Annotated in this window: 22 protein-coding genes and 2 tRNA genes; 13 read left to right on the forward strand and 11 right to left on the reverse strand. The window is 34.2% G+C overall.

Features of this window, described 5'->3' with window-relative positions:
* Positions 1 to 162 carry a 4Fe-4S ferredoxin gene (locus CIT01_07325; protein ID AXV38023.1) on the reverse strand — a complete coding sequence of 54 codons (162 nt, stop codon included), beginning with the start codon at positions 160 to 162 and terminating at the stop codon, positions 1 to 3.
* A gap of 252 nt (positions 163 to 414) precedes the next feature.
* Between CIT01_07325 and CIT01_07330 the strand changes: the two genes are divergently transcribed.
* The 4 genes from CIT01_07330 (at position 415) to CIT01_07345 (ending at position 2,345) form a co-directional block, all read left to right on the forward strand.
* Positions 415 to 498: transfer RNA gene (locus CIT01_07330), tRNA-Leu, on the forward strand.
* A gap of 82 nt (positions 499 to 580) precedes the next feature.
* A tRNA-Thr gene (locus CIT01_07335) sits at positions 581 to 653 on the forward strand.
* Positions 654 to 823: 170 nt separating this feature from the next.
* On the forward strand, positions 824 to 1,447 hold the full coding sequence (locus CIT01_07340) for a hypothetical protein (protein AXV38024.1): 624 nt from the start codon (positions 824 to 826) through the stop codon (positions 1,445 to 1,447).
* Complete coding sequence (locus CIT01_07345) at positions 1,431 to 2,345, forward strand: PhoU family transcriptional regulator (GenBank protein AXV38025.1); 915 nt, start codon at positions 1,431 to 1,433, stop codon at positions 2,343 to 2,345. Before CIT01_07340 ends, CIT01_07345 begins: the two co-directional genes overlap by 17 nt.
* 198 nt (positions 2,346 to 2,543) lie before the next feature.
* Here CIT01_07345 and CIT01_07350 read toward each other — a convergent pair whose 3' ends face one another.
* From CIT01_07350 to CIT01_07360, 3 genes are all read right to left on the reverse strand, one after another.
* A complete protein-coding gene (locus tag CIT01_07350) occupies positions 2,544 to 2,819 on the reverse strand; it encodes a histidine kinase (protein ID AXV38026.1) in 276 nt (91 codons plus the stop codon).
* Positions 2,820 to 2,906: 87 nt separating this feature from the next.
* Positions 2,907 to 3,920 (reverse strand): hypothetical protein, encoded by a 1,014-nt coding sequence (locus tag CIT01_07355; protein ID AXV38027.1) that lies wholly within the window; start codon positions 3,918 to 3,920, stop codon positions 2,907 to 2,909.
* A gap of 268 nt (positions 3,921 to 4,188) precedes the next feature.
* On the reverse strand, positions 4,189 to 4,995 hold the full coding sequence (locus CIT01_07360; GenBank protein ID AXV38028.1) for a citryl-CoA lyase: 807 nt from the start codon (positions 4,993 to 4,995) through the stop codon (positions 4,189 to 4,191).
* Positions 4,996 to 5,181: 186 nt separating this feature from the next.
* Between CIT01_07360 and CIT01_07365 the strand changes: the two genes are divergently transcribed.
* From CIT01_07365 to phoU, 8 genes are all read left to right on the forward strand, one after another.
* Entirely contained in the window at positions 5,182 to 6,003 is an 822-nt protein-coding gene (locus CIT01_07365) for a phosphate-binding protein (GenBank protein ID AXV38029.1), read from the forward strand.
* Positions 6,004 to 6,210: 207 nt separating this feature from the next.
* Entirely contained in the window at positions 6,211 to 7,023 is an 813-nt protein-coding gene (locus tag CIT01_07370) for a phosphate-binding protein (GenBank protein ID AXV38030.1), read from the forward strand.
* Positions 7,024 to 7,154: 131 nt separating this feature from the next.
* Positions 7,155 to 8,030, forward strand: coding sequence for a phosphate ABC transporter permease subunit PstC (locus tag CIT01_07375; GenBank protein AXV38031.1), 876 nt, complete (start codon positions 7,155 to 7,157; stop codon positions 8,028 to 8,030).
* Positions 8,031 to 8,117: 87 nt separating this feature from the next.
* A complete protein-coding gene (pstA, locus tag CIT01_07380) occupies positions 8,118 to 8,927 on the forward strand; it encodes a phosphate ABC transporter, permease protein PstA (protein AXV38758.1) in 810 nt (269 codons plus the stop codon).
* A 1-nt stretch (position 8,928) separates the two neighbouring features.
* Positions 8,929 to 9,684, forward strand: a complete 756-nt coding sequence (locus CIT01_07385) for a phosphate ABC transporter ATP-binding protein (GenBank protein ID AXV38032.1) — start codon at positions 8,929 to 8,931, stop codon at positions 9,682 to 9,684.
* A 19-nt stretch (positions 9,685 to 9,703) separates the two neighbouring features.
* Positions 9,704 to 10,372, forward strand: a complete 669-nt coding sequence (locus CIT01_07390; protein ID AXV38033.1) for a hypothetical protein — start codon at positions 9,704 to 9,706, stop codon at positions 10,370 to 10,372.
* A gap of 9 nt (positions 10,373 to 10,381) precedes the next feature.
* The gene (locus CIT01_07395) at positions 10,382 to 10,834 is read left to right on the forward strand and encodes a hypothetical protein (protein AXV38034.1); all 453 of its coding nucleotides are present in this window, start codon (positions 10,382 to 10,384) and stop codon (positions 10,832 to 10,834) included.
* Positions 10,831 to 11,487: a phosphate transport system regulatory protein PhoU gene (gene phoU / locus CIT01_07400; GenBank protein AXV38035.1), complete on the forward strand. Its 657-nt coding sequence runs from the start codon at positions 10,831 to 10,833 to the stop codon at positions 11,485 to 11,487. The genes CIT01_07395 and phoU overlap by 4 nt, the downstream gene beginning before the upstream one ends.
* Before the next feature lie 169 nt (positions 11,488 to 11,656).
* Here the strand turns inward: phoU and CIT01_07405 are convergent, their stop codons facing one another.
* From CIT01_07405 to CIT01_07435, 7 genes are read right to left on the reverse strand one after another with little or no spacing between them, the layout of a single operon-like run.
* Positions 11,657 to 12,496, reverse strand: a complete 840-nt coding sequence (locus tag CIT01_07405; GenBank protein AXV38036.1) for a fumarate hydratase — start codon at positions 12,494 to 12,496, stop codon at positions 11,657 to 11,659.
* Positions 12,497 to 12,539: 43 nt separating this feature from the next.
* Positions 12,540 to 12,971, reverse strand: a complete 432-nt coding sequence (locus CIT01_07410; GenBank protein AXV38037.1) for a formate hydrogenlyase — start codon at positions 12,969 to 12,971, stop codon at positions 12,540 to 12,542.
* Positions 12,968 to 13,480, reverse strand: coding sequence for a ferredoxin (locus CIT01_07415; GenBank protein AXV38038.1), 513 nt, complete (start codon positions 13,478 to 13,480; stop codon positions 12,968 to 12,970). The genes CIT01_07410 and CIT01_07415 overlap by 4 nt, the downstream gene beginning before the upstream one ends.
* A gap of 12 nt (positions 13,481 to 13,492) precedes the next feature.
* Positions 13,493 to 14,359 carry a 2-ketoisovalerate ferredoxin oxidoreductase gene (locus CIT01_07420; protein AXV38039.1) on the reverse strand — a complete coding sequence of 289 codons (867 nt, stop codon included), beginning with the start codon at positions 14,357 to 14,359 and terminating at the stop codon, positions 13,493 to 13,495.
* Positions 14,360 to 15,508 (reverse strand): pyruvate ferredoxin oxidoreductase, encoded by a 1,149-nt coding sequence (gene porA / locus CIT01_07425; GenBank protein ID AXV38040.1) that lies wholly within the window; start codon positions 15,506 to 15,508, stop codon positions 14,360 to 14,362.
* 11 nt (positions 15,509 to 15,519) lie between these two features.
* A complete protein-coding gene (locus tag CIT01_07430; GenBank protein AXV38041.1) occupies positions 15,520 to 15,759 on the reverse strand; it encodes a pyruvate synthase in 240 nt (79 codons plus the stop codon).
* A gap of 15 nt (positions 15,760 to 15,774) precedes the next feature.
* Complete coding sequence (locus CIT01_07435) at positions 15,775 to 16,302, reverse strand: pyruvate ferredoxin oxidoreductase (GenBank protein AXV38042.1); 528 nt, start codon at positions 16,300 to 16,302, stop codon at positions 15,775 to 15,777.
* An 87-nt stretch (positions 16,303 to 16,389) separates the two neighbouring features.
* On the opposite strand from CIT01_07435, the gene CIT01_07440 reads away from it, so the two are divergent.
* The gene (locus CIT01_07440; GenBank protein ID AXV38043.1) at positions 16,390 to 17,961 is read left to right on the forward strand and encodes a dihydropteroate synthase; all 1,572 of its coding nucleotides are present in this window, start codon (positions 16,390 to 16,392) and stop codon (positions 17,959 to 17,961) included.
* Positions 17,962 to 17,975: the final 14 nt, after the last annotated feature.

Below are 17,975 nucleotides of genomic sequence, written 5' to 3' on the forward strand. Positions count from 1 at the left end.
TTAATCACTCAAAGCTCCTAAAGGGCAGACAACAATACAATTATTACATTTTTCACATGTTCCTTTAATTTTTATACAGTTCTCTAGAAGTTCAAAAACATTATTGGGACAAACACCAACACAAGCGCCACAGATTCCACATTTTTCTAAATCAATCTTCATTTAACCACCAATAAGCGGATTATTGTCTTTATTTTCCCGAAATTCTTTTAAATTTTAATCATTATAACTTGGTGTAAATGGATTTTAGTCATTTTTTGTGATAATATTCATTTAGATTTTTAGATAAAATAAGTTTAATAGATAAAATAAATATTTAATTGATTAAGATAATATTATTAATGAAACTTTTTTGTAAAGATAACCGTTAACTTAATATATAACCTCTACCAATTTCTAACAAGTTTGTCATTTGCAGGGGTGCCCGAGCTGGCCAAAGGGGGTGGACTTAAGATCCTCTGGCGTAGGCCTACGTGGGTTCGAATCCCATCCCCTGCACTATTATTAGCACTAATTATTATCAATAATATACTATCATTAGTTTTAAATACTATAATATTAATACTATAAGAAGACTATAGCCTCAGTGGCTCAGGCGGTAGAGCGATGCCTTGGTAAGGCATAGGTCGGGGGTTCGAATCCCCCCTGAGGCTTTTTCTAAAATATTGAATTTAGATATCAAAGTAATAAATGGGAAAATTTTAAATAATTTATTGCTCTAACATTTTGTTTTACCTATAATCAAAATATTTTTTGTTTAAATTATAAATTAGAAGAAAGTGTAAATAAAAGATCAATTGTATTAATTTTCTTAAGTGATAGAATGTCAAAAACATTAGATATAGTAATGGCTGGAGTAATATCTGGAATTGTAGCATTTACTACATCTCAGATTGGAATTGCAGGTACAGTAATAGGTGCTGTCATGGGGGCCATGCTTTACCAGATAATGGCACATTTTATACGAGAACCTTTGGGAAATATAAAAACCCAAAAAATAGAAACTCGTATAGTGTTTATTGTCCCATTGGTTATTATTCTAATAATTGAATTACTTTATCTTTTGTCTCCTATTTATTGGGAGCCGCAAAAAATTATACATTTTTTACAAGGTGCAACTGGATGGAATCTATTTAGATCCATTGGTTTAGGACTTATAATAATGGGATTATATCCTATTATAGTCCCAGAGAATATCAAAAGAGAATATGGATTCATATTAATATTTTTGGGCATAATTAAACTCTTAAACGGTTTTATCGATGTAGATTCGCCTTTAGTGCATATTTATGATAAATTATTCTATGAATTTGGTGCTATAATCTCGGTGATAGTTATATCAGCACTACTCTATGTGATTGTTAAAATTTTCATGGAATCGGTTACCCTTATCCGTGAAGACGATCAAAGTAGTAATGACAGTGAAAATCATGAACAAAAAAGCTAGAAACACAACGTTAAAGGCAATACTGGATGTTATTCTTTATGATAATCCTTCGACCCAGGATGAAATTGCAGAAAAACTGGGAATAACTAGAAGGTATGTTACAAAGCTTCTTCAACCTCTTATTAAAGAAAATGTAGTAAGAAGAGCTTATATTTTGGATTTAAAAAAGTTTGATGAATTTTCAGACATGTTTGAAGAAGAAAAAACTTCAAGAGAACATGCTGGAACTTTCATTATAAAAGACGTATTAAAGGATATGGCTGCTCATGTGTGCCGTGAACTAGATCTTTCATTTGAGGCCCTTAGTAAACATGATAAGGAAATGGCCAATGAAGCTCTGAAAATGGATTACACAACAAATAAAATGCATGAAAAGGTAAGATCTTCCGTGGATACTGCAATATCCATGAACCCTTACTATGAATTTAGTAAAACCACTATTTTTGGAGAGATAGCTTACGATCTGGAACGTATAGCAGATTATTCCGGGCACATCGCTAATTTTACATTGAAAGAAGCATATGAAATAGATGAAGAAATGATGGTTCTTTTAGGGGAGATGTTTAAACGATCCAAGAACATGGTTAAATGTTCCATAGACGCATTTCTTAATGAAAATCTGGAACTGAAGGATTCTATCATGGAATCTGAAGATAAAATACATAAATTACAGAAGAAATCATTGAACTGCATTGCAACTCAAATGGCCGAAGTTCCTTTTGAGGATAAAGACAGGTCTACATACTATATTTCATTGTCACGGGTAGTTAAAGCTTTTGAAAGAATTGCAGATATATCCATTGAAATTATCGACACTGCAGAGGAATTTTATTACAATGTACCTCGTAGTACTACACCGGAACGTTTCAGAAGACGGAAAAAGAAATTTAATTTATAAAAATCTTTTTTTAATTCCTATATCAGGTAAACAGTTAATAATTGTTTTATTTTGAATAAAATTAGTGTAATAAATAATTTAAACTTATAATTTAGACTTTAAACTTCTGATTTTTCAATCAGGTAGTATAAAAAAGAATTAATTAAAAAATTAAAAAAGAGATTTGAGTGATGGATTAAAAGAGTAAATTACTAAAAATTATTTCTTTTTCTCATTTTCCATAATCTCTTTTATCTTTTTATCTTCCCATTCTTTATTGAAAACTCCCTTCTCACCAAATACTGAGAAGGCATGCCAAACAATACCTATTCCCCAAAATATAGTAACCCAATAAAACCACCAGGCACCGGGACTGGTTAACAAGTTTATTATTAGGAGCATGGCATTAACAATAATATAAATTATTAGATGGTTATAAAACTCTCTAATATCATGCGCCTTTTTTTTGGCCCGTTCATAAGCTTCGTCTTTCATCTGGAAAATCTCCTTTTAAATTCACTAATTATTATTATGAATCTAATTACATAAAAAGTTCGTTACAATATGTATCAATTTTCCAATTTATTCTAATATTAATTCTGATATTAGAGGTTTTACCGATATTAATTTGCACTCGACAATCCATGCAGCATCGGTTCTTCCTGGAGGATAACAGGTTACTAAAAATAATCTTGAAGATCCTGTTTGTGTGAATTTTATGGGGTTATATTCGTAATCCCATTTTATGTGGCCGTTGGAAACAACTTGGTAAGTGTAGCTATTTAATGTTAAAAAATCATCAATTATAACTAAGTCACCAGGCACAAGCATATTAATTTTACTGAAAGGCGCGGAAAATAATGACCGATGCCCCAACAATCCACAGGTACCATTATTACCCGGATAAACACTTTCAGGATAGTGATAAACAGCTCCAAGTGCATTAACTGTATCTGATCTAATACTCCATTTGTAATTTTGTGACGGAATACGAACTTGAGCCCAGTTTAACCTGTTTTGTGAGTTATTATCTAATCTTTCAGGATTTTGAATGTTAAAACTATTAGTAATAGTTTCCACGTATTTATTTCTTTTTTGATCCTTTAAATATTCGCCAATATCTAAAAATTTTATATTTGAAGAATTTTCTGTCGAGTTAAGAGGGTAATTAACTGAAATACTATATAAAAATCCATTATCAACCACCCAAAATTCTGTAAGTTTTGAATGAAGACTACCTTCTTTTATTTTATATATTACTTCGTATCCTTCTTTTCCAGATATTTCAACAGTATTATTTGAGATTAAAGAAAAATTTTCAGTATAATTTCTTTCCAATCTAATTAAATGGTCTCTAAATGTATAATTGGAAGGTAAAGCTTGTTTATTAATGCTTATATTAAGTTCTAGTTCAGGATCATAGAATGTGGCCACAGTATTTACAGTTCCCTTACCAATAATTTCCATTTTTTCAGGATAATTGAAGTTTAATTCTCCGTTATTGAATTCATTGATTTTTCCAACAGAACTACTGGCCATTATCATGGTGATTATTGAAATTATTATTAAAATAATTGGAATTAATTTTTTATTCATGGAAACTTTCCTAATGCTTTTTAAAATGTGATACTTAAAAGATATAATTGGCTATTCTTTTTTTATAGCTTTTCAGATATATTGACTATATGTCTATTAATAATATCTTAAATTTTTACCTTTTTAATCATTGATATTAAATTGATAGATATTCTTTATTTAAAAATTAAAATGAATATTAAAACAAATAAATCTATTTTTGAAGAAAAGAGAGTAATTTAAAGATTTTTCGCTGAGATAATTTTTATGATACCTAGTGATAGGTGGTTTAGTAAGAATAATTCTCTTCGCCATCAAAGTATATTTCATCCAGATCAAAAATTTTTCTAAAAGCAGGCTCTCTACTTTTTTCTTCATTTATGTGGGCTAAGATACCAGGTAATCTTCCGATCATAAATATCCCGCACCCTAAATTCCAATTAAAGCCTAAATCAGATAATATGGCTGCGTTAGCTCCATCTATGTTCATTTTGATTCCTTTGGTTTCTAAAAGCAGGTTTTCAATACATAATGCAAGTTCAGCGTGTTTGCCAAGACAATTATATTTCCGAGATATATCCATCAAAGTTAAAGCTCGGGGGTCTGCATCGTGGTATCTGTGACCAAAACCTGGTATTTTCTTGTTATTTTCAAGTTTGTTGTAAACCACTTCTTGAGCAACATCCTCCATATTGTTATGGACTGAATTTTCAAGATTTTCCTGTAGAAGTTGCATTGATTTTTCTATGGCTCCGGCATGATTTTCTCCAAAAGCCAGCATACCCCCGGCCAGGCAGGCCTGAATTGGAGATCCTGAAGAGGCAATTAGTCTGGCGGCTTGTGTACTGGGGGGTGTAACGCCGTGGTCACAAAATGAGACCAGCACAGCTTCGAACATTTTAGCCTCCTTTTTTGATGGTATTTCGCCTTTTATTAGTAAATAAACCATTTCGGAAAAAGAAAGGTTTTCAATCAAATCTTCCTGTGGATAGCCTCTAGTTATTAATCTGTTTGGTTCTACTTTTGTTATTGCGGTTTTCCACTTAGGATTTTTCGGTTTGAAAATATCTTTTAGGACTTCTTCAGTTATCATAATGGAAGCTAATATAATGAAATGATATATTTAAGTTTAACGCTTTTAGTACAGTATTGGACACAAAATGTGATTTAATTAGCTTTTGGATTTAATACCCTCGTTTGATAATTCACTAAATGTGATATTAATTGCACAAATAGTAACATTTAAATACTGCAATGACAAGGTTAAGTTTGAGGTGATTTAATGGACACCAAATGGATAATAGGAATAATAGTAGTAATAGTGATAATAATTGGTGCAGCTCTTGCCCTTGGTGGTGGCGGCCAACAAAGTGGAGGAACTATCCAAATAGCTGGTTCTACTTCAGTACAACCTGTAGCTGAAAAGCTTGCAGAAGTTTACACTAAATCCAACACTAATGTAAAGATAAATGTTCAAGGTGGAGGTTCAAGTGTAGGTGTTAAAAGTGCTGCTGATGGTACCGCAGATATTGGAACATCTTCCAGAGAATTAAAAGATGATGAGAAAAATCAAGATTTAAAAACTTTCCAAATTGGAAAAGACGGTGTTGTTGTTGCAATTAACAAAGATAACACTGTGGAAGATTTGACCTCTGATCAGATAAAAGACATATTCAGTGGTAAAATCACCAACTGGAAAGACGTAGGTGGACCTGATGCAACTATAAATGTAATAGTCAGAGAAGAAGGTTCAGGTACTAGAGACGCATTCGAAGAATTAGTAATGGGCAAAGAAACCAAAGTTAAAAGCGATGCTATTGTCCAAAGTTCAACCGAAGCAGTAAAACAGACAGTTGCACAAGACCCAAATGCTATTGGTTACATATCCTTAGCTCACATGAGCGATGATGTAAAAGCATTAAAAGTTGATGGTGTAGCACCTTCACAAGAAACAGTAAAAGATGGATCTTACAAAATTTCTAGACCATTCTTGTTTGTCACTAAAGGAGAGCCAACCGGCATAGTAAAAGCATTCATTGATTGGGTGCTTGGTCCTGAAGGACAAAAAGTTGTAGCAGATGAAGGAATTGTACCTAATACCTAAAATAAAGTGGTTTAATACCACTATTATTTTTTTAAGGACATATATTCAGGACATATATTCAAATTGAATAATAAATCAAAATTTATATTATTAAAACTAATTCCGTATAATTTTATTAAAAATTTATAATTATTAGATTACTTCAGTTTGCATTATCACTACATGATTTAAATACTGGTAGATAAAAGTATTTCATGGTGGTTAATGATGAACTGGAAATATATAATGGGCTTAGTAATCTTCATATTAATAATCGGTGCCTACATATTTGTCACATCCCAAAATCAATATGAAAGAATCGAAATAGCAGGTTCCACGTCCGTTCAACCGGTAGCAGAGAAATTGGCCCATAAGTATATGGAAATTAATCCGGATGTAAAAATAAATGTTCAGGGTGGAGGTTCAAGCTTAGGTATTAGAAGCGCATCACAAGCAATAGTAGATATTGGGATGAGTTCTAGAAACTTAGAACCGGATGAAAAGGAAAATTTAAACGAATATTTAATTGGAAAGGAAGGTATCGTTATCGCAGTCAATCTGGACAATCCTTTAGAGGATCTGAGCATAGAACAACTAAAAGATATTTTCAGTGGTAAAATCACCAATTGGAAAGAAGTAGGAGGACCCGACGCTGAAATCAATGTGATTTCCAGAGAAGAAGGGTCTGGTACCAGATCAGCTTTTGAAGAGTTAGTAATGGGAGATACAAAAATCAGAAATGATGCTATCATCCAAATTTCTACAGAATCAGTTAAACAAACAGTAAAACAGGATCCTTATGCAATTGGATTTGTTTCCCTATCACACATGAGTGATGATGTGAAAGCTTTAAAAGTTGATGGAGTTGCCCCATCTACAGCCACAATATCCGATGGATCATATAAATTACAAAGGCCGTTCCTGTTCTTAATAAAGGGTGAACCTACTGAAAGTGTTAAAGCATTTATGGATTGGGTTTTAGGGCCTGAAGGACAGGCCATCATCGAGGAAGAAAAGGTAGTACCTGCTAAAACCAGTTAAATGAAAATTCAAATTAGATCCCATTCATTGATCAATTTATATTGAGAAATAATTTAGACCTGAAAATAAATTTTTCTAAAACTTATTCAATAATGTAACTTTAAAAATAGATAATTGACGAGGTACACTCAATGTCAAAGAGAACTGATGAATTCTTAATAGAAAAGGGACTATTTTTAACCGCAGTATCTTCAATAATCATAATAGGATTAATAATAGTATTCATATTTTTAGAAGGATTCCCGGCAATCCAAGATTATGGATTTTTCAATTTTGTATTTGGAATGGATTGGAGTCCTTCCGATAATCAATTTGGAGTATTTCCCATGATCATAGGGTCATTGGGAATAACAGCACTATCTTTATTAATGGCCATACCATTGGGAATCTTCTGCGCCATATTTTTAGCTGAAGTTGCCCCTAATAGTATGAGAAAATTATTAAAACCAACCATTCAAACTTTAGCCGGTATACCATCAGTAGTATACGGATTTTTCGGACTAATAATTTTAGTCCCATTCATGAGGGAACAATTTGGTGGTACTGGTTTTAGTATGTTTACAGCATCAATAATATTAACGGTGATGATTCTTCCAATCATAATAAGTGTATCCGAAGATGCACTGCGATCTGTTCCTTTGGAATATAAAGAAGCATCACTCGCACTGGGTGCAACGCACTGGCAGACTATAAAAAATGTTATATTCCCCGCAGCTATACCTGGGGTGATAACATCTATTATTTTAGGTATGGGAAGAGCCGTTGGAGAAACTCTGGCCATAATTATGGTTGCAGGTAATGTGGTGCAAATACCTAACTCCATATTTGATCCAGTAAGGGCGTTGACATCGAATATAGCAATTGAAATGGGTTATGCAACGGGTATTCATTACAATGCCCTTTTTGCCACAGGTATTGTACTATTCTTCATGATAATTGTTCTTCTTATATTGGCCAATTATGTCCATTATAAAAAGAAGGTTACAATTGGGGGAGGATATTTATGAAATCAATTACCCCCTTAATAAAAGCTGATTTTAGGAGGTTTAATATTGAATTTTAGTTTACTATCTCCTAAAAATGCTCAAAGAATAATGAAAATGGTTTTTTGGGCTTCAGGAATTATAACTATACTGATTTTACTGGTCATAATAGGTTACGTAATAATTAAAGGATTGCCAGTTATCAATCTGGAATTTTTGTTTGCAGAACCTATAGATTCTGGTAAATCCGGCGGGATAATGCCGATGATAATATCCAGTGCCTACGTTACACTGGTTGCTATAGCAGTTGCCACGCCATTAGGTGTGGGTGCAGCTGTATATTTAAGTGAATATGCTGGTGAAAATACATTGGTGAGATTGATAAGGTTTGGAACAGAAACGCTGGCCTCTATTCCATCTATAGTATTCGGTTTGTTTGGATTGGCATTTTTTGTGGTGTACCTTGGCTTAGGATGGAGTGTCCTATCTGGTGGTTTGACTTTAGCCCTAATGGCGCTTCCAACTATTTTAGCAGCTTCAGAAGTATCGATAGAATCTGTTAACAGATCTTACAGTGAGGGAAGTCTGGCTTTAGGTGCAACTAAATGGCAAACTGTTTATAAAGTTGTGATACCTGCTGCACTTCCAGGAATAACTACTGGAGTAATATTGGGTGTGGCCCGAGCAGTTGCTGAAGCAGCAGCTATACTTTATACCGTGGGTGCTGCACTTGCTATTCCAATTTCACTTTTTGATCCAGCTAGGCCACTTCCTTTGCACTTATATATTCTGGCCACCGAGGGTATTTCACTAGATAATGCATACGGCACAGCAGCGGTACTGGTCATTTTAATACTGGTGATAACAGTTGTTACCAATACATTGATTGAAAGATACACTAAGAAGATGTTGGGGAGATAAAATGGATTACCGAATAGAAGTTGAAGATTTAAATGTTTATTTTGATGAATTACATGTTTTAAAAGACTTAAACATCAAAATTCCTAAAAATCAGGTAACCGCACTAATTGGACCATCTGGTTGTGGTAAATCAACATTTATAAGATCATTGAATAGGATGAACGACCTTATACCAACTTTTAGGCATGATGGGACTGTACTTTTAGATGATGAAGAAATTTACGATCCTAGTGTTGATGTGGTTGACCTTAGAAAAAGAGTGGGAATGGTTTTCCAAAAACCGAATCCTTTCCCTAAATCTATCTTTGATAATGTAGCCTATGGTTTACGGGTTCATGGGATGAATGATAAAACAGTATTACATGAGAAAGTTGAGGAAAGTTTAAGGGCTGCTGCTCTATGGGATGAGGTTAAAGATAAGCTGGATAAATCAGCCTTAGGATTGTCTGGTGGACAACAGCAGAGGTTGTGCATTGCACGGACTATTGCAGTTGAACCCGAAGTAATATTGATGGATGAACCTTGTTCAGCTTTAGATCCAATTTCAACCACAAAAATAGAGGATTTAATTCATAAACTGAAGAAAGATTACACTATAATTATTGTAACTCACAATATGCAGCAGGCAACTCGTGTTTCAAGATATACTGCATTTTTCTTGCACGGGGAAATCGTGGAAAGTGGTTTGACCGAGAGATTATTTATAGAACCTGAAGATAAACGTACAGAGGATTATATTACTGGAAGATTTGGATAGAAAATTAATCAGGTGGAAAATGTTTAATGTAATATTACAAAATAAATTATCCTCTTTAAGTGATAAAATTTTGGATTACAGCAATGAAACCAGTGAAAGAATCGATGAATCAGTAAATAGCTTTGTAGACAGTGAAATTACTTTAGCAAGAAAAATAATTGAATCAACAAATGAGATCAATATTAAAAGTTACGAAATTGAACATGAATGTCTTAAAATTTTAGGATTACATCAGCCAGTTGCCAAGGATTTAAGACTGGGAGCAGCACTTTTAAGGACCTCAATAGAATTGGAGAGAATCAACATTCTCGCTGCATACATATCCAGATATGCCATAGATTCTAAAGAAAAAGATTCAAATATACATAAACCTCCACATATTCAGTTAATGTCCCAAACAGTGCAAAGTATGTTAAAAGATGGTGTGGGTGCATTGATTAGTAAAGATTTACATCTTTTGAAGCGTTCAACCAAGAATTATTCATCTTTACAAGATTTTTATAATCAGATGTTCTTGCAATATGATGAAAGCATTTTTGGGAGTTCTCACATGTATCTCATGTTAGTAGGAAGGAATCTTTTAAGCATGGGGCATCATGTGATGGGTATGGCTGATAGAATTGCTTATACCATTGTTGGAAAGCGCGTAATGCATCATAAAGTATTTTATAATGTTTTAATGAGGTGAAATAGGTTAATGTGGCTTCCACATAACGAACCCAATTTAGTAAAGACAGGCAAATTAAAAGCATCTGAAATTTGCTCTTTGGGCTATATCCGGATTTTAAATGATGATAATGAATCTATACTGTTTATAGATGGTGAAATGGTAGTTGCCGGGTGGTATATAGATACTGATTCATTAAAAGAATTTTATGAGGTTAAAGCAGCCGAAGCTATAACAATTAAACCCGAATCTAAGATTGAAATACATGAACTAAATTCAAATTTATTTAACGATCTAATTGAATTAAACGAAGAATGTAAACTATCTTTACCGGTAAAAATAAGCTACATTCTAGATAAAAATGTATTAGATAATGAGGTCTCCAGGGAAGAGTTACTGGCAAAATATAGAATACGTGATCTATCTGAAAATGATGTTGATAATTTGATTGATGATTATAAATCGATGGGGAGGATAAAATGAAAAAATATCCAAGAATACAATTTCGAAAGAAATTAAAGGATCTTAGGAAAGAAATTGATAAAATGGGGCAAGTTACAATTCAATCCCAAAAAAATGCAGCAGATGCCCTTGTAAATTATGATGAAGAACTGGTCAAAGATGTTATCAAATCTGGTAAAGAAATAAATTTGCTGGCTTTTAACTTAGAAAGGCATTGTATAAGTATTATTGCTGCGGAACAGCCTGTTGCAAGTGATTTAAGATTTATTGAAGCGTGTATTAAGGTTTCCAGTCATCTTAAAAGAATAAATCAGAGGACAGTTGATATTGGAAAAACTGCAGAGTTACTAAAAGATGAAGAACTTCCAAAAGATGCTTTGAGAGTAGTTGGACATATGGCAGATATAGTCCAGATGATGTTAAGTAAAAGTATTTACGCATTCCTTGATCAAAACATGGATATGGCAAGGGGCCTGAGATATGATGATGATAAAGTGGATGACCTTTTTGATGAAGCAATGGATCATATCACTAAAACCATGGCTAAAGACAACGAATCTATACCCTACATGGTTTATCTGCTTTTTGTTTCCAGGTATCTCAAAAGAATTGCCGACCGTGCAGTTAGTATAGGGGATCGAACCATATTTATGATGACCTGTGAAAAACCTTAAATTAAAAAATGATTATTCTTTCTTTTTTTATTTTTTTTAAATTTTAATGATTGTCGTTCTATTTAGTTAATATAAATAAATACTACTTTTAAAAGTTTGTGAATTGATTTACGTGAAATTTAAAATTGTATAATAATGATTTACAATATAATTAAACTAAAAATAAAAATTAAGGTTTTAAAGTAGCACTGACATGTCTTCCAGCCCAGCACTGAATACAAACACCAATAGGTAATCCTGCAGTATGTGTATCAGCTAATAAAATTTTAACATCCAATGCCGTGGTATTACCACCAAGACCCATAGGTCCAATACCAGAACCATTGATTTCATCAAGTATACTGGTTTCCAAATCTGCAATTTTTTTATCAGGATGACGCTGCCCAACTTTGTCCAGTAAAGCTTTTTTTGCAAGCTTTAATGCCATATCTGAGGAACCACCAATTCCAACTCCTACAATAGTAGGGGGGCATGGTTTTCCACCAGCAGCAACAACAGTTTCCACCACAAATTTTTTAATACCTTCAACACCCTCACCCGGCAGGGCCATTTTCAGAGCATTATTGTTTTCGGAACCAAAACCTTTAGGAAAAACAGTGAATTCTATTTCTTCTTCTTCAATAAGTTCTATATCAACTTGAGGAATTTTATTACCGGTGTTGTTACCTGTATTTTTACGAGTTAGTGGATTGACTACGTTGGGCCTTAGAGGAACTTCTTTGGTGGCTTTTTTAACTCCTCTTCTAATTCCTTCATATAAATTTTCCACTTGAACATTTCCCATTTTTACAAAAACAATGGGAAGACCGGTATCTTGGCACATGGGTATTTGCATTTTTTCTGCTGCTTTGATATTATCCAGAATAGCCTTGAGATTTAACTTGGCAATATCATCACATTCATTGTTATAAGCTTCTTCAAGAGCAGTAACAACATCTTCAGGCAGTTTTATGACGGCTTCTTTGAATAAATTACAGATAGTATCTTCTATCATTTTTATGCTAATCATTTGAATCAACAGTTGTCTTGGATTAAAAAAAGAAATAGTTTAATTAGTACTTCATGATTGCTTTGACTTTTTCCAATTCTTTAACAACTTTCTCACGTTTTTCAAACGCAGCGTCCTGAGAATCAGTTTTAAGAGCATTTTTAGGGCATGTAAGTACACAAACTGGTTCTTTAAGGTCTATACAGAGGTTGCATTTTTTGGCAATACCATTTTCATCCATGTGGATTGCGCCAATTGGACAGGAGTCTCTACAAAGACCACAACCTATGCATTTATCTTCGTCAATTATTATGGCACCATCAATTTCCTCTATAGCGTTTTCGGGGCATACTGTTAAGCAGGGTGCTCGTTCAGGGGAACAGTGTAAACATGTGATAGGTACTCCATCTATCACTCTGATGGCGTTTTGAGGACATTCTCGCTCACATTTCATACAGGAATCGCAAAGTTCTGGTTGTGAAATTAATTCTTTCATTCTTTGCCTCCCTGTTTAAGGGCATCTTTTGCCCTAGTTTTAGCAGTTAAAAGATCTAAAATATCTGAACCTTCTTTTTTAGTTTTTTTACCCAGTTCAGAGACTTTTTTAATATGTTCCATCTGTTTTTCTAACTTCATCTTTTCAGTGTCAACTATTGAAATTGCTCTTTTAGAACAGGCCTTGATACATGCAGGAACATCCATGTCAGGGCATTGATCACATTTCTGTGCCTTTCTATCATGCATAACTACTGCTCCAAAGGGACATACCAGCATACAGAGACTGCAGCCAATACATTTTTCAGTTTCTACACTCTTATCTTCAATAGCATCAGTGGGGCATATCATCTTACAAGGAGCGTCTTCACACTGTTGGCAAATAATAGGGTAGTAAGATCCATCAATCTCTCTTACGGTAATCCTTGATGCTCCATGAAGTTTTTCGCAGGCTTCTTCGCAATCCAGACAACCATCACAAAGATCTGGTTGAATTAATATTTTATCCAAGATATAGCCCCCTTATATTTTCAATTCCGCGCAGAACTTATCTACATACTTTTGTATTTGTTCTTTTTCTTCGTCCGCAAGATGTTTAAATCTTTTTTGAGCTTCTAAATATTCATTGACTGGTTTTCTCTGGATAGGTCTGTAAGTAACTCTGAAATTTCCTTCTTCAATTTCATATAATATCCATGAACCTGTGTCAACTGCTAATCTTCCCATTTCTATGGTTTTAGAAGGATCGAAACCCCAACCAGTGGTACATGGTTGGTGAAGATGTATGTAGGCGGGCCCTTCAATTTCTTTAGCTTTTTTAACCTTTTTCATGAAATCTTCTGGGTATGCTATGGATGCTGTAGCAACGTAAGGCACTCCATGTGCAGCCATGATCATAGGTATATTCTTTTTTGGTTTATCTTCTCCAAAACTTTCCTTACCATGAGGTGAGGTTGTTGTTGAAGCACCATATGGTGTGGAACCACTTCTTTGAATACCTGTATTCATGTATGCTTCGTTATCGTAACAAATGTAAATTAAGTTATGACCTCTTTCCATTGCTCCAGAAAGAGCCTGAAGACCTATATCTGCAGTCCCACCGTCACCTGCAAATGCTACTACAGTAACATCATCTTTACCTTGTGATTTAAGGGCTCTTTCGACTCCAGATGCTACTGCTGCTGCGTTTTCAAAAGCTACATGCATCCATGGAATTTCCCATGCTGTTTCAGGATAAGGTGTAGTTATGACCTCTAAACATCCAGTTGCAGATACTGCCACGGTGTTTTTACCCAGCATTTTAAGTGCCAGTCTAACACCTATTGTGGCACCGCATCCGGCACATCCTCTGTGCCCTGGTGCTAAAAATTCTTTTTCAGGTATATCCATTTAAACTTCCTCCTTAAGTCCTATCCACTGGACATCTTTTGTGGGATTTTTGGTTTTATTCATTATTTCAACTATGTGATCTGGGGTTATATCTCTTCCACCAAGCCCTACAATAAATCCATAAGCATCTACATCCATTTTGGCTTTTATCTCATTAAATAATACGCCACCTATTCCAAATGAAACATTTTTATCCAAAACTGCTATTTTATCAGCATTTTTCAAAGCTTCATAAATTTCTTTGTCAGGGAAGGGTCGGAATACTCGTACTTTTAAAAGTCCAACTTTTTCGCCCTTTTCTCTTAATTTATCTACAACATATCTTATAGTACTGCAAAGAGATCCCATGGCAACAAATATTATTTCAGCATCTTCACATCTGTAACTTTCAACAAAGTCATATTTTCTTCCAAATGCTTCTTCAAATTCCTTATTAACTTTTTTTATTACGTCTTTGGATTTTTCCATTGCCACTTGCATCTCATAACGGGCTTCCATATAATAATTCGGATCAGTAAATGTACCAATGGACATAGGTTTTTCTGGATCCAGAAATTCATGTTCTGGTTTATAAGGTGGTAAAAATGCATCTACTTCTTCATGAGAAGGTATATCTACTGGTTCAACTGTATGAGTTAATATAAATCCATCTAAACATACCATGCTTGGTAGCAGCACATCATTGTTTTCAGAAACTTTGTATGATATTAAGACAGCATCCAGTGCTTCCTGTCCACTTTCAACATAGGTCTGCATCCATCCACCATCTCTTTCTGATATAGAATCTTGATGATCGTTCCAGATGCTTAATGGTGCTGATAATGCTCTGTTTGCATTGGCCATTACTATTGGGTTTCTCATACCCGCAGCAGCAAACAAAATCTCGTGCATTAAAGCTAAACCCTGAGAAGATGTTGCTGTGAAAACTCTGACTCCTGTGCTGCATGCTCCAACACAAGCACTAATGGCGCTGTGTTCAGATTCAACGCGTATGTATTCTGTTTTTAATATCCCATCAGCCACAAATTTGGCTAAGTATTCAGATATAGATGTTTGAGGAGTAATGGGATAAACGGGAATAACATTTGGTTTTGCTAGATTTACTGCTTCAGCTATTGCTTGGTTTGTAGAAATAACTTTAAGTACCATTGATATCTCTCCTATTCTCGCTCCATTTTTATTGCTTTAACAGGACATTCTTCTGCACATATCCCGCATCCTTTACAGTAATCATAATCAATATCATGTTCTTTATTTATACAACCCTCAGGACAAAACAGGATACAGTTTTCGCAGTCGATACACTGATCTTTATCTAAAATTGGTTTAAATGTCCTCCAACTGCCTGTTTTGTTTACTCGAGTGCTTCCTGGTTCTTTAACAGTTGCTCCTATTGCCATGAAATCACCTTAATATTATTTAACTTTATCAAAAGCTACTTTGGTAGCTTCAGCATTTTTTTCTCCTATTTTCCCAGGGAAAGTCTCTTTAATTATTTTTAAAAGGGAATCTAATGAAACTTCACTAGTTGCACCGGCAAAGGCGCCTAACATCACCGTGTTAACTATTGGGACCCCCAATTTGTCTAGTGCTATTTCCGTTGCATCAATACTATGAACATCTATGCCTTCCTTTAAATCAAGCCCATTTATAGTATTTATAATAACAGTACCTTCTTGTTTTAGTCCAGCAAATACATCGACGACTTCTAAAAGTCCTTCGTCTAATACGATAACATAATCAGGTTTATAAACTTGATATCTTTTAGTTATTGGTTTATCATCAATTCTTGAAAACGCCATGACTGGTGCGCCTCTTCTTTCAACACCGAAGAATGGAAATGCTTGACAGTATTTTCCATCTTCGAAGGCTGCCTTTGCTAATATCTCGGCAGCTGTAACAGCTCCTTGTCCACCGCGTCCATGAAATCGGATTTCGATCATTTATTTACCTCCATTCCTCATAGTTAATCATTATAAATTTGTAATATATATACATGTTGGTTACATGATCTAATATAGAGGTATAGTATGGAAGTACTAATAATCACGGCAAAACTTGCAAGTAATCTTGTAAAAAAAGTATCATCTCAATCAAACCAAAATGTGCATGTTCACACGGTTAATACTCCAATAGCGGCTTTTTTAACCCCACAAAAAATAGTAGGGGAACTTGAAAAATTAAATGATCATCTCCTTGAATCCATTGATATATTATTAACGCCGGGCCTTATAAGAAAAGATGTTGATCACGTAAGAGAAAAAATGGGTATTCCCACATTTAAAGGCCCTAAAGATGCTGCAGATCTCAAAATTGTTTTAGATCTTGTAGAAAAATTAGATTTATCAACAAAAACTCCTGCAGACAAATTAATTGAAGATGAACTTCGAAAGCAGGCACTGGAATTTATAGAAAATTTTGAAAATGATACAAAAAATAGGGCAAAGTTACTGAAAAAACCTGAAAATATCTTGGTGGGAAAACTTCCTGTAGGTGAAGATTTCCCTATGCGGGTTCTTGCAGAGATAGCCAACGCACCATTACTAAGCAAGAAGGATCTTGTGGATAGAGCCAGATATTTCGTAAAAAATGGTGCAGAGATGGTTGACATTGGAATGGTGGCTGGAGAAAACCTACAAGATAAAATTCCTTCCATGGTACAAATTTTAAAAAAGGAGTTGGGATCTGTTCCAATAAGTATCGATACATTAAATCCGTTAGAAATAGAAGTTGCAGTGGAATCCGGGGTGGACATGGTTTTGAGTGTTGATCATGGTAACTGTGACCATGTTTTACCTTTTATCGAGGAGAAAAACATTCCTGCAGTACTTTTACCCACGGATTATAAAAAAGGTTGGGTGCCGGAAACTGTTGATGAAAGGGTGGAATCCTTAGAAGAGTTAAGGAAAAGGTGTAAAAAAATTGATGTAATTGCCGATTTAGTTCTTGATCCAATTAACAGCAGTAGTATTGTAGATTCTATAATCTCCTGCCATAATTTTAAACAAAAAAACAAAGATCCCCTATTTTTTGGAATAGGTAATGTGACTGAACTTTTGGATACGGATTCTGTGGGTGTAAATGCACTACTTTCTGGAATAGCCATGGAATTAGGTGCAAGTGTATTATTTACACCAGAAGAAAGTGGAAAAACATTGGGAAGTGTTTTTGAACTTTCAGTCTCATCAAAGATGATGTTTTTAGCTAAAAATCGAGGTTCCATACCTAAAGATCTTGGGATTAATCTTGTGGTATTCAAGGATAAGCGTAAAGGAGAGGAAATAACTGAAGAATTTGATGTCCCCCTGGTAGAAGGTCAATTGGATACTAACTTTGTACAGGATCCAGCAGGCAGTTTTAAGATAATGATAGAATCCGATAAAATCAAGGCAGTACACTATAAAAAATCCCAGCCAGATCTAGCTGTAATCGGCCCGACTGCAAAACATGTTTATGATGAAATATTAAAATTAAATCTAGTTTCAAGGATGGAACACGCATTATATTTGGGAGCGGAACTTGAAAAAGCAGAAATAGCATTAATTACCCAAAAAAATTATGTTCAAGATTTTGAGCTGTTTAAAAAAATAAATTTAGAATGAATATACATATTTAT

The sequence above is a fragment of the Methanobacterium sp. BRmetb2 genome (genome assembly GCA_003491285.1).
GTDB lineage: Archaea > Methanobacteriota > Methanobacteria > Methanobacteriales > Methanobacteriaceae > UBA117.

Excerpts from the sequence above, each read along its gene's own strand:
- porA (AXV38040.1), bottom strand. The coding sequence starts at position 15,508 with ATGGTACTTAAAGTTATTTCTACAAACCAAGCAATAGCTGAAGCAGTA.
- CIT01_07410 (AXV38037.1), bottom strand. The coding sequence starts at position 12,971 with ATGAAAGAATTAATTTCACAACCAGAACTTTGCGATTCCTGTATGAAA.
- CIT01_07375 (AXV38031.1), top strand. The coding sequence starts at position 7,155 with ATGTCAAAGAGAACTGATGAATTCTTAATAGAAAAGGGACTATTTTTA.
- CIT01_07325 (AXV38023.1), bottom strand. The coding sequence starts at position 162 with ATGAAGATTGATTTAGAAAAATGTGGAATCTGTGGCGCTTGTGTTGGT.
- CIT01_07340 (AXV38024.1), top strand. The coding sequence starts at position 824 with ATGTCAAAAACATTAGATATAGTAATGGCTGGAGTAATATCTGGAATT.
- pstA (AXV38758.1), top strand. The coding sequence starts at position 8,118 with ATGAAAATGGTTTTTTGGGCTTCAGGAATTATAACTATACTGATTTTA.
- CIT01_07390 (AXV38033.1), top strand. The coding sequence starts at position 9,704 with ATGTTTAATGTAATATTACAAAATAAATTATCCTCTTTAAGTGATAAA.
- CIT01_07350 (AXV38026.1), bottom strand. The coding sequence starts at position 2,819 with ATGAAAGACGAAGCTTATGAACGGGCCAAAAAAAAGGCGCATGATATT.
- CIT01_07355 (AXV38027.1), bottom strand. The coding sequence starts at position 3,920 with ATGAATAAAAAATTAATTCCAATTATTTTAATAATAATTTCAATAATC.
- CIT01_07345 (AXV38025.1), top strand. The coding sequence starts at position 1,431 with ATGAACAAAAAAGCTAGAAACACAACGTTAAAGGCAATACTGGATGTT.
- CIT01_07435 (AXV38042.1), bottom strand. The coding sequence starts at position 16,302 with ATGATCGAAATCCGATTTCATGGACGCGGTGGACAAGGAGCTGTTACA.
- CIT01_07405 (AXV38036.1), bottom strand. The coding sequence starts at position 12,496 with ATGATTAGCATAAAAATGATAGAAGATACTATCTGTAATTTATTCAAA.
- CIT01_07440 (AXV38043.1), top strand. The coding sequence starts at position 16,390 with ATGGAAGTACTAATAATCACGGCAAAACTTGCAAGTAATCTTGTAAAA.
- CIT01_07370 (AXV38030.1), top strand. The coding sequence starts at position 6,211 with ATGAACTGGAAATATATAATGGGCTTAGTAATCTTCATATTAATAATC.
- CIT01_07365 (AXV38029.1), top strand. The coding sequence starts at position 5,182 with ATGGACACCAAATGGATAATAGGAATAATAGTAGTAATAGTGATAATA.
- CIT01_07395 (AXV38034.1), top strand. The coding sequence starts at position 10,382 with ATGTGGCTTCCACATAACGAACCCAATTTAGTAAAGACAGGCAAATTA.
- CIT01_07420 (AXV38039.1), bottom strand. The coding sequence starts at position 14,359 with ATGGATATACCTGAAAAAGAATTTTTAGCACCAGGGCACAGAGGATGT.
- CIT01_07385 (AXV38032.1), top strand. The coding sequence starts at position 8,929 with ATGGATTACCGAATAGAAGTTGAAGATTTAAATGTTTATTTTGATGAA.
- phoU (AXV38035.1), top strand. The coding sequence starts at position 10,831 with ATGAAAAAATATCCAAGAATACAATTTCGAAAGAAATTAAAGGATCTT.
- CIT01_07430 (AXV38041.1), bottom strand. The coding sequence starts at position 15,759 with ATGGCAATAGGAGCAACTGTTAAAGAACCAGGAAGCACTCGAGTAAAC.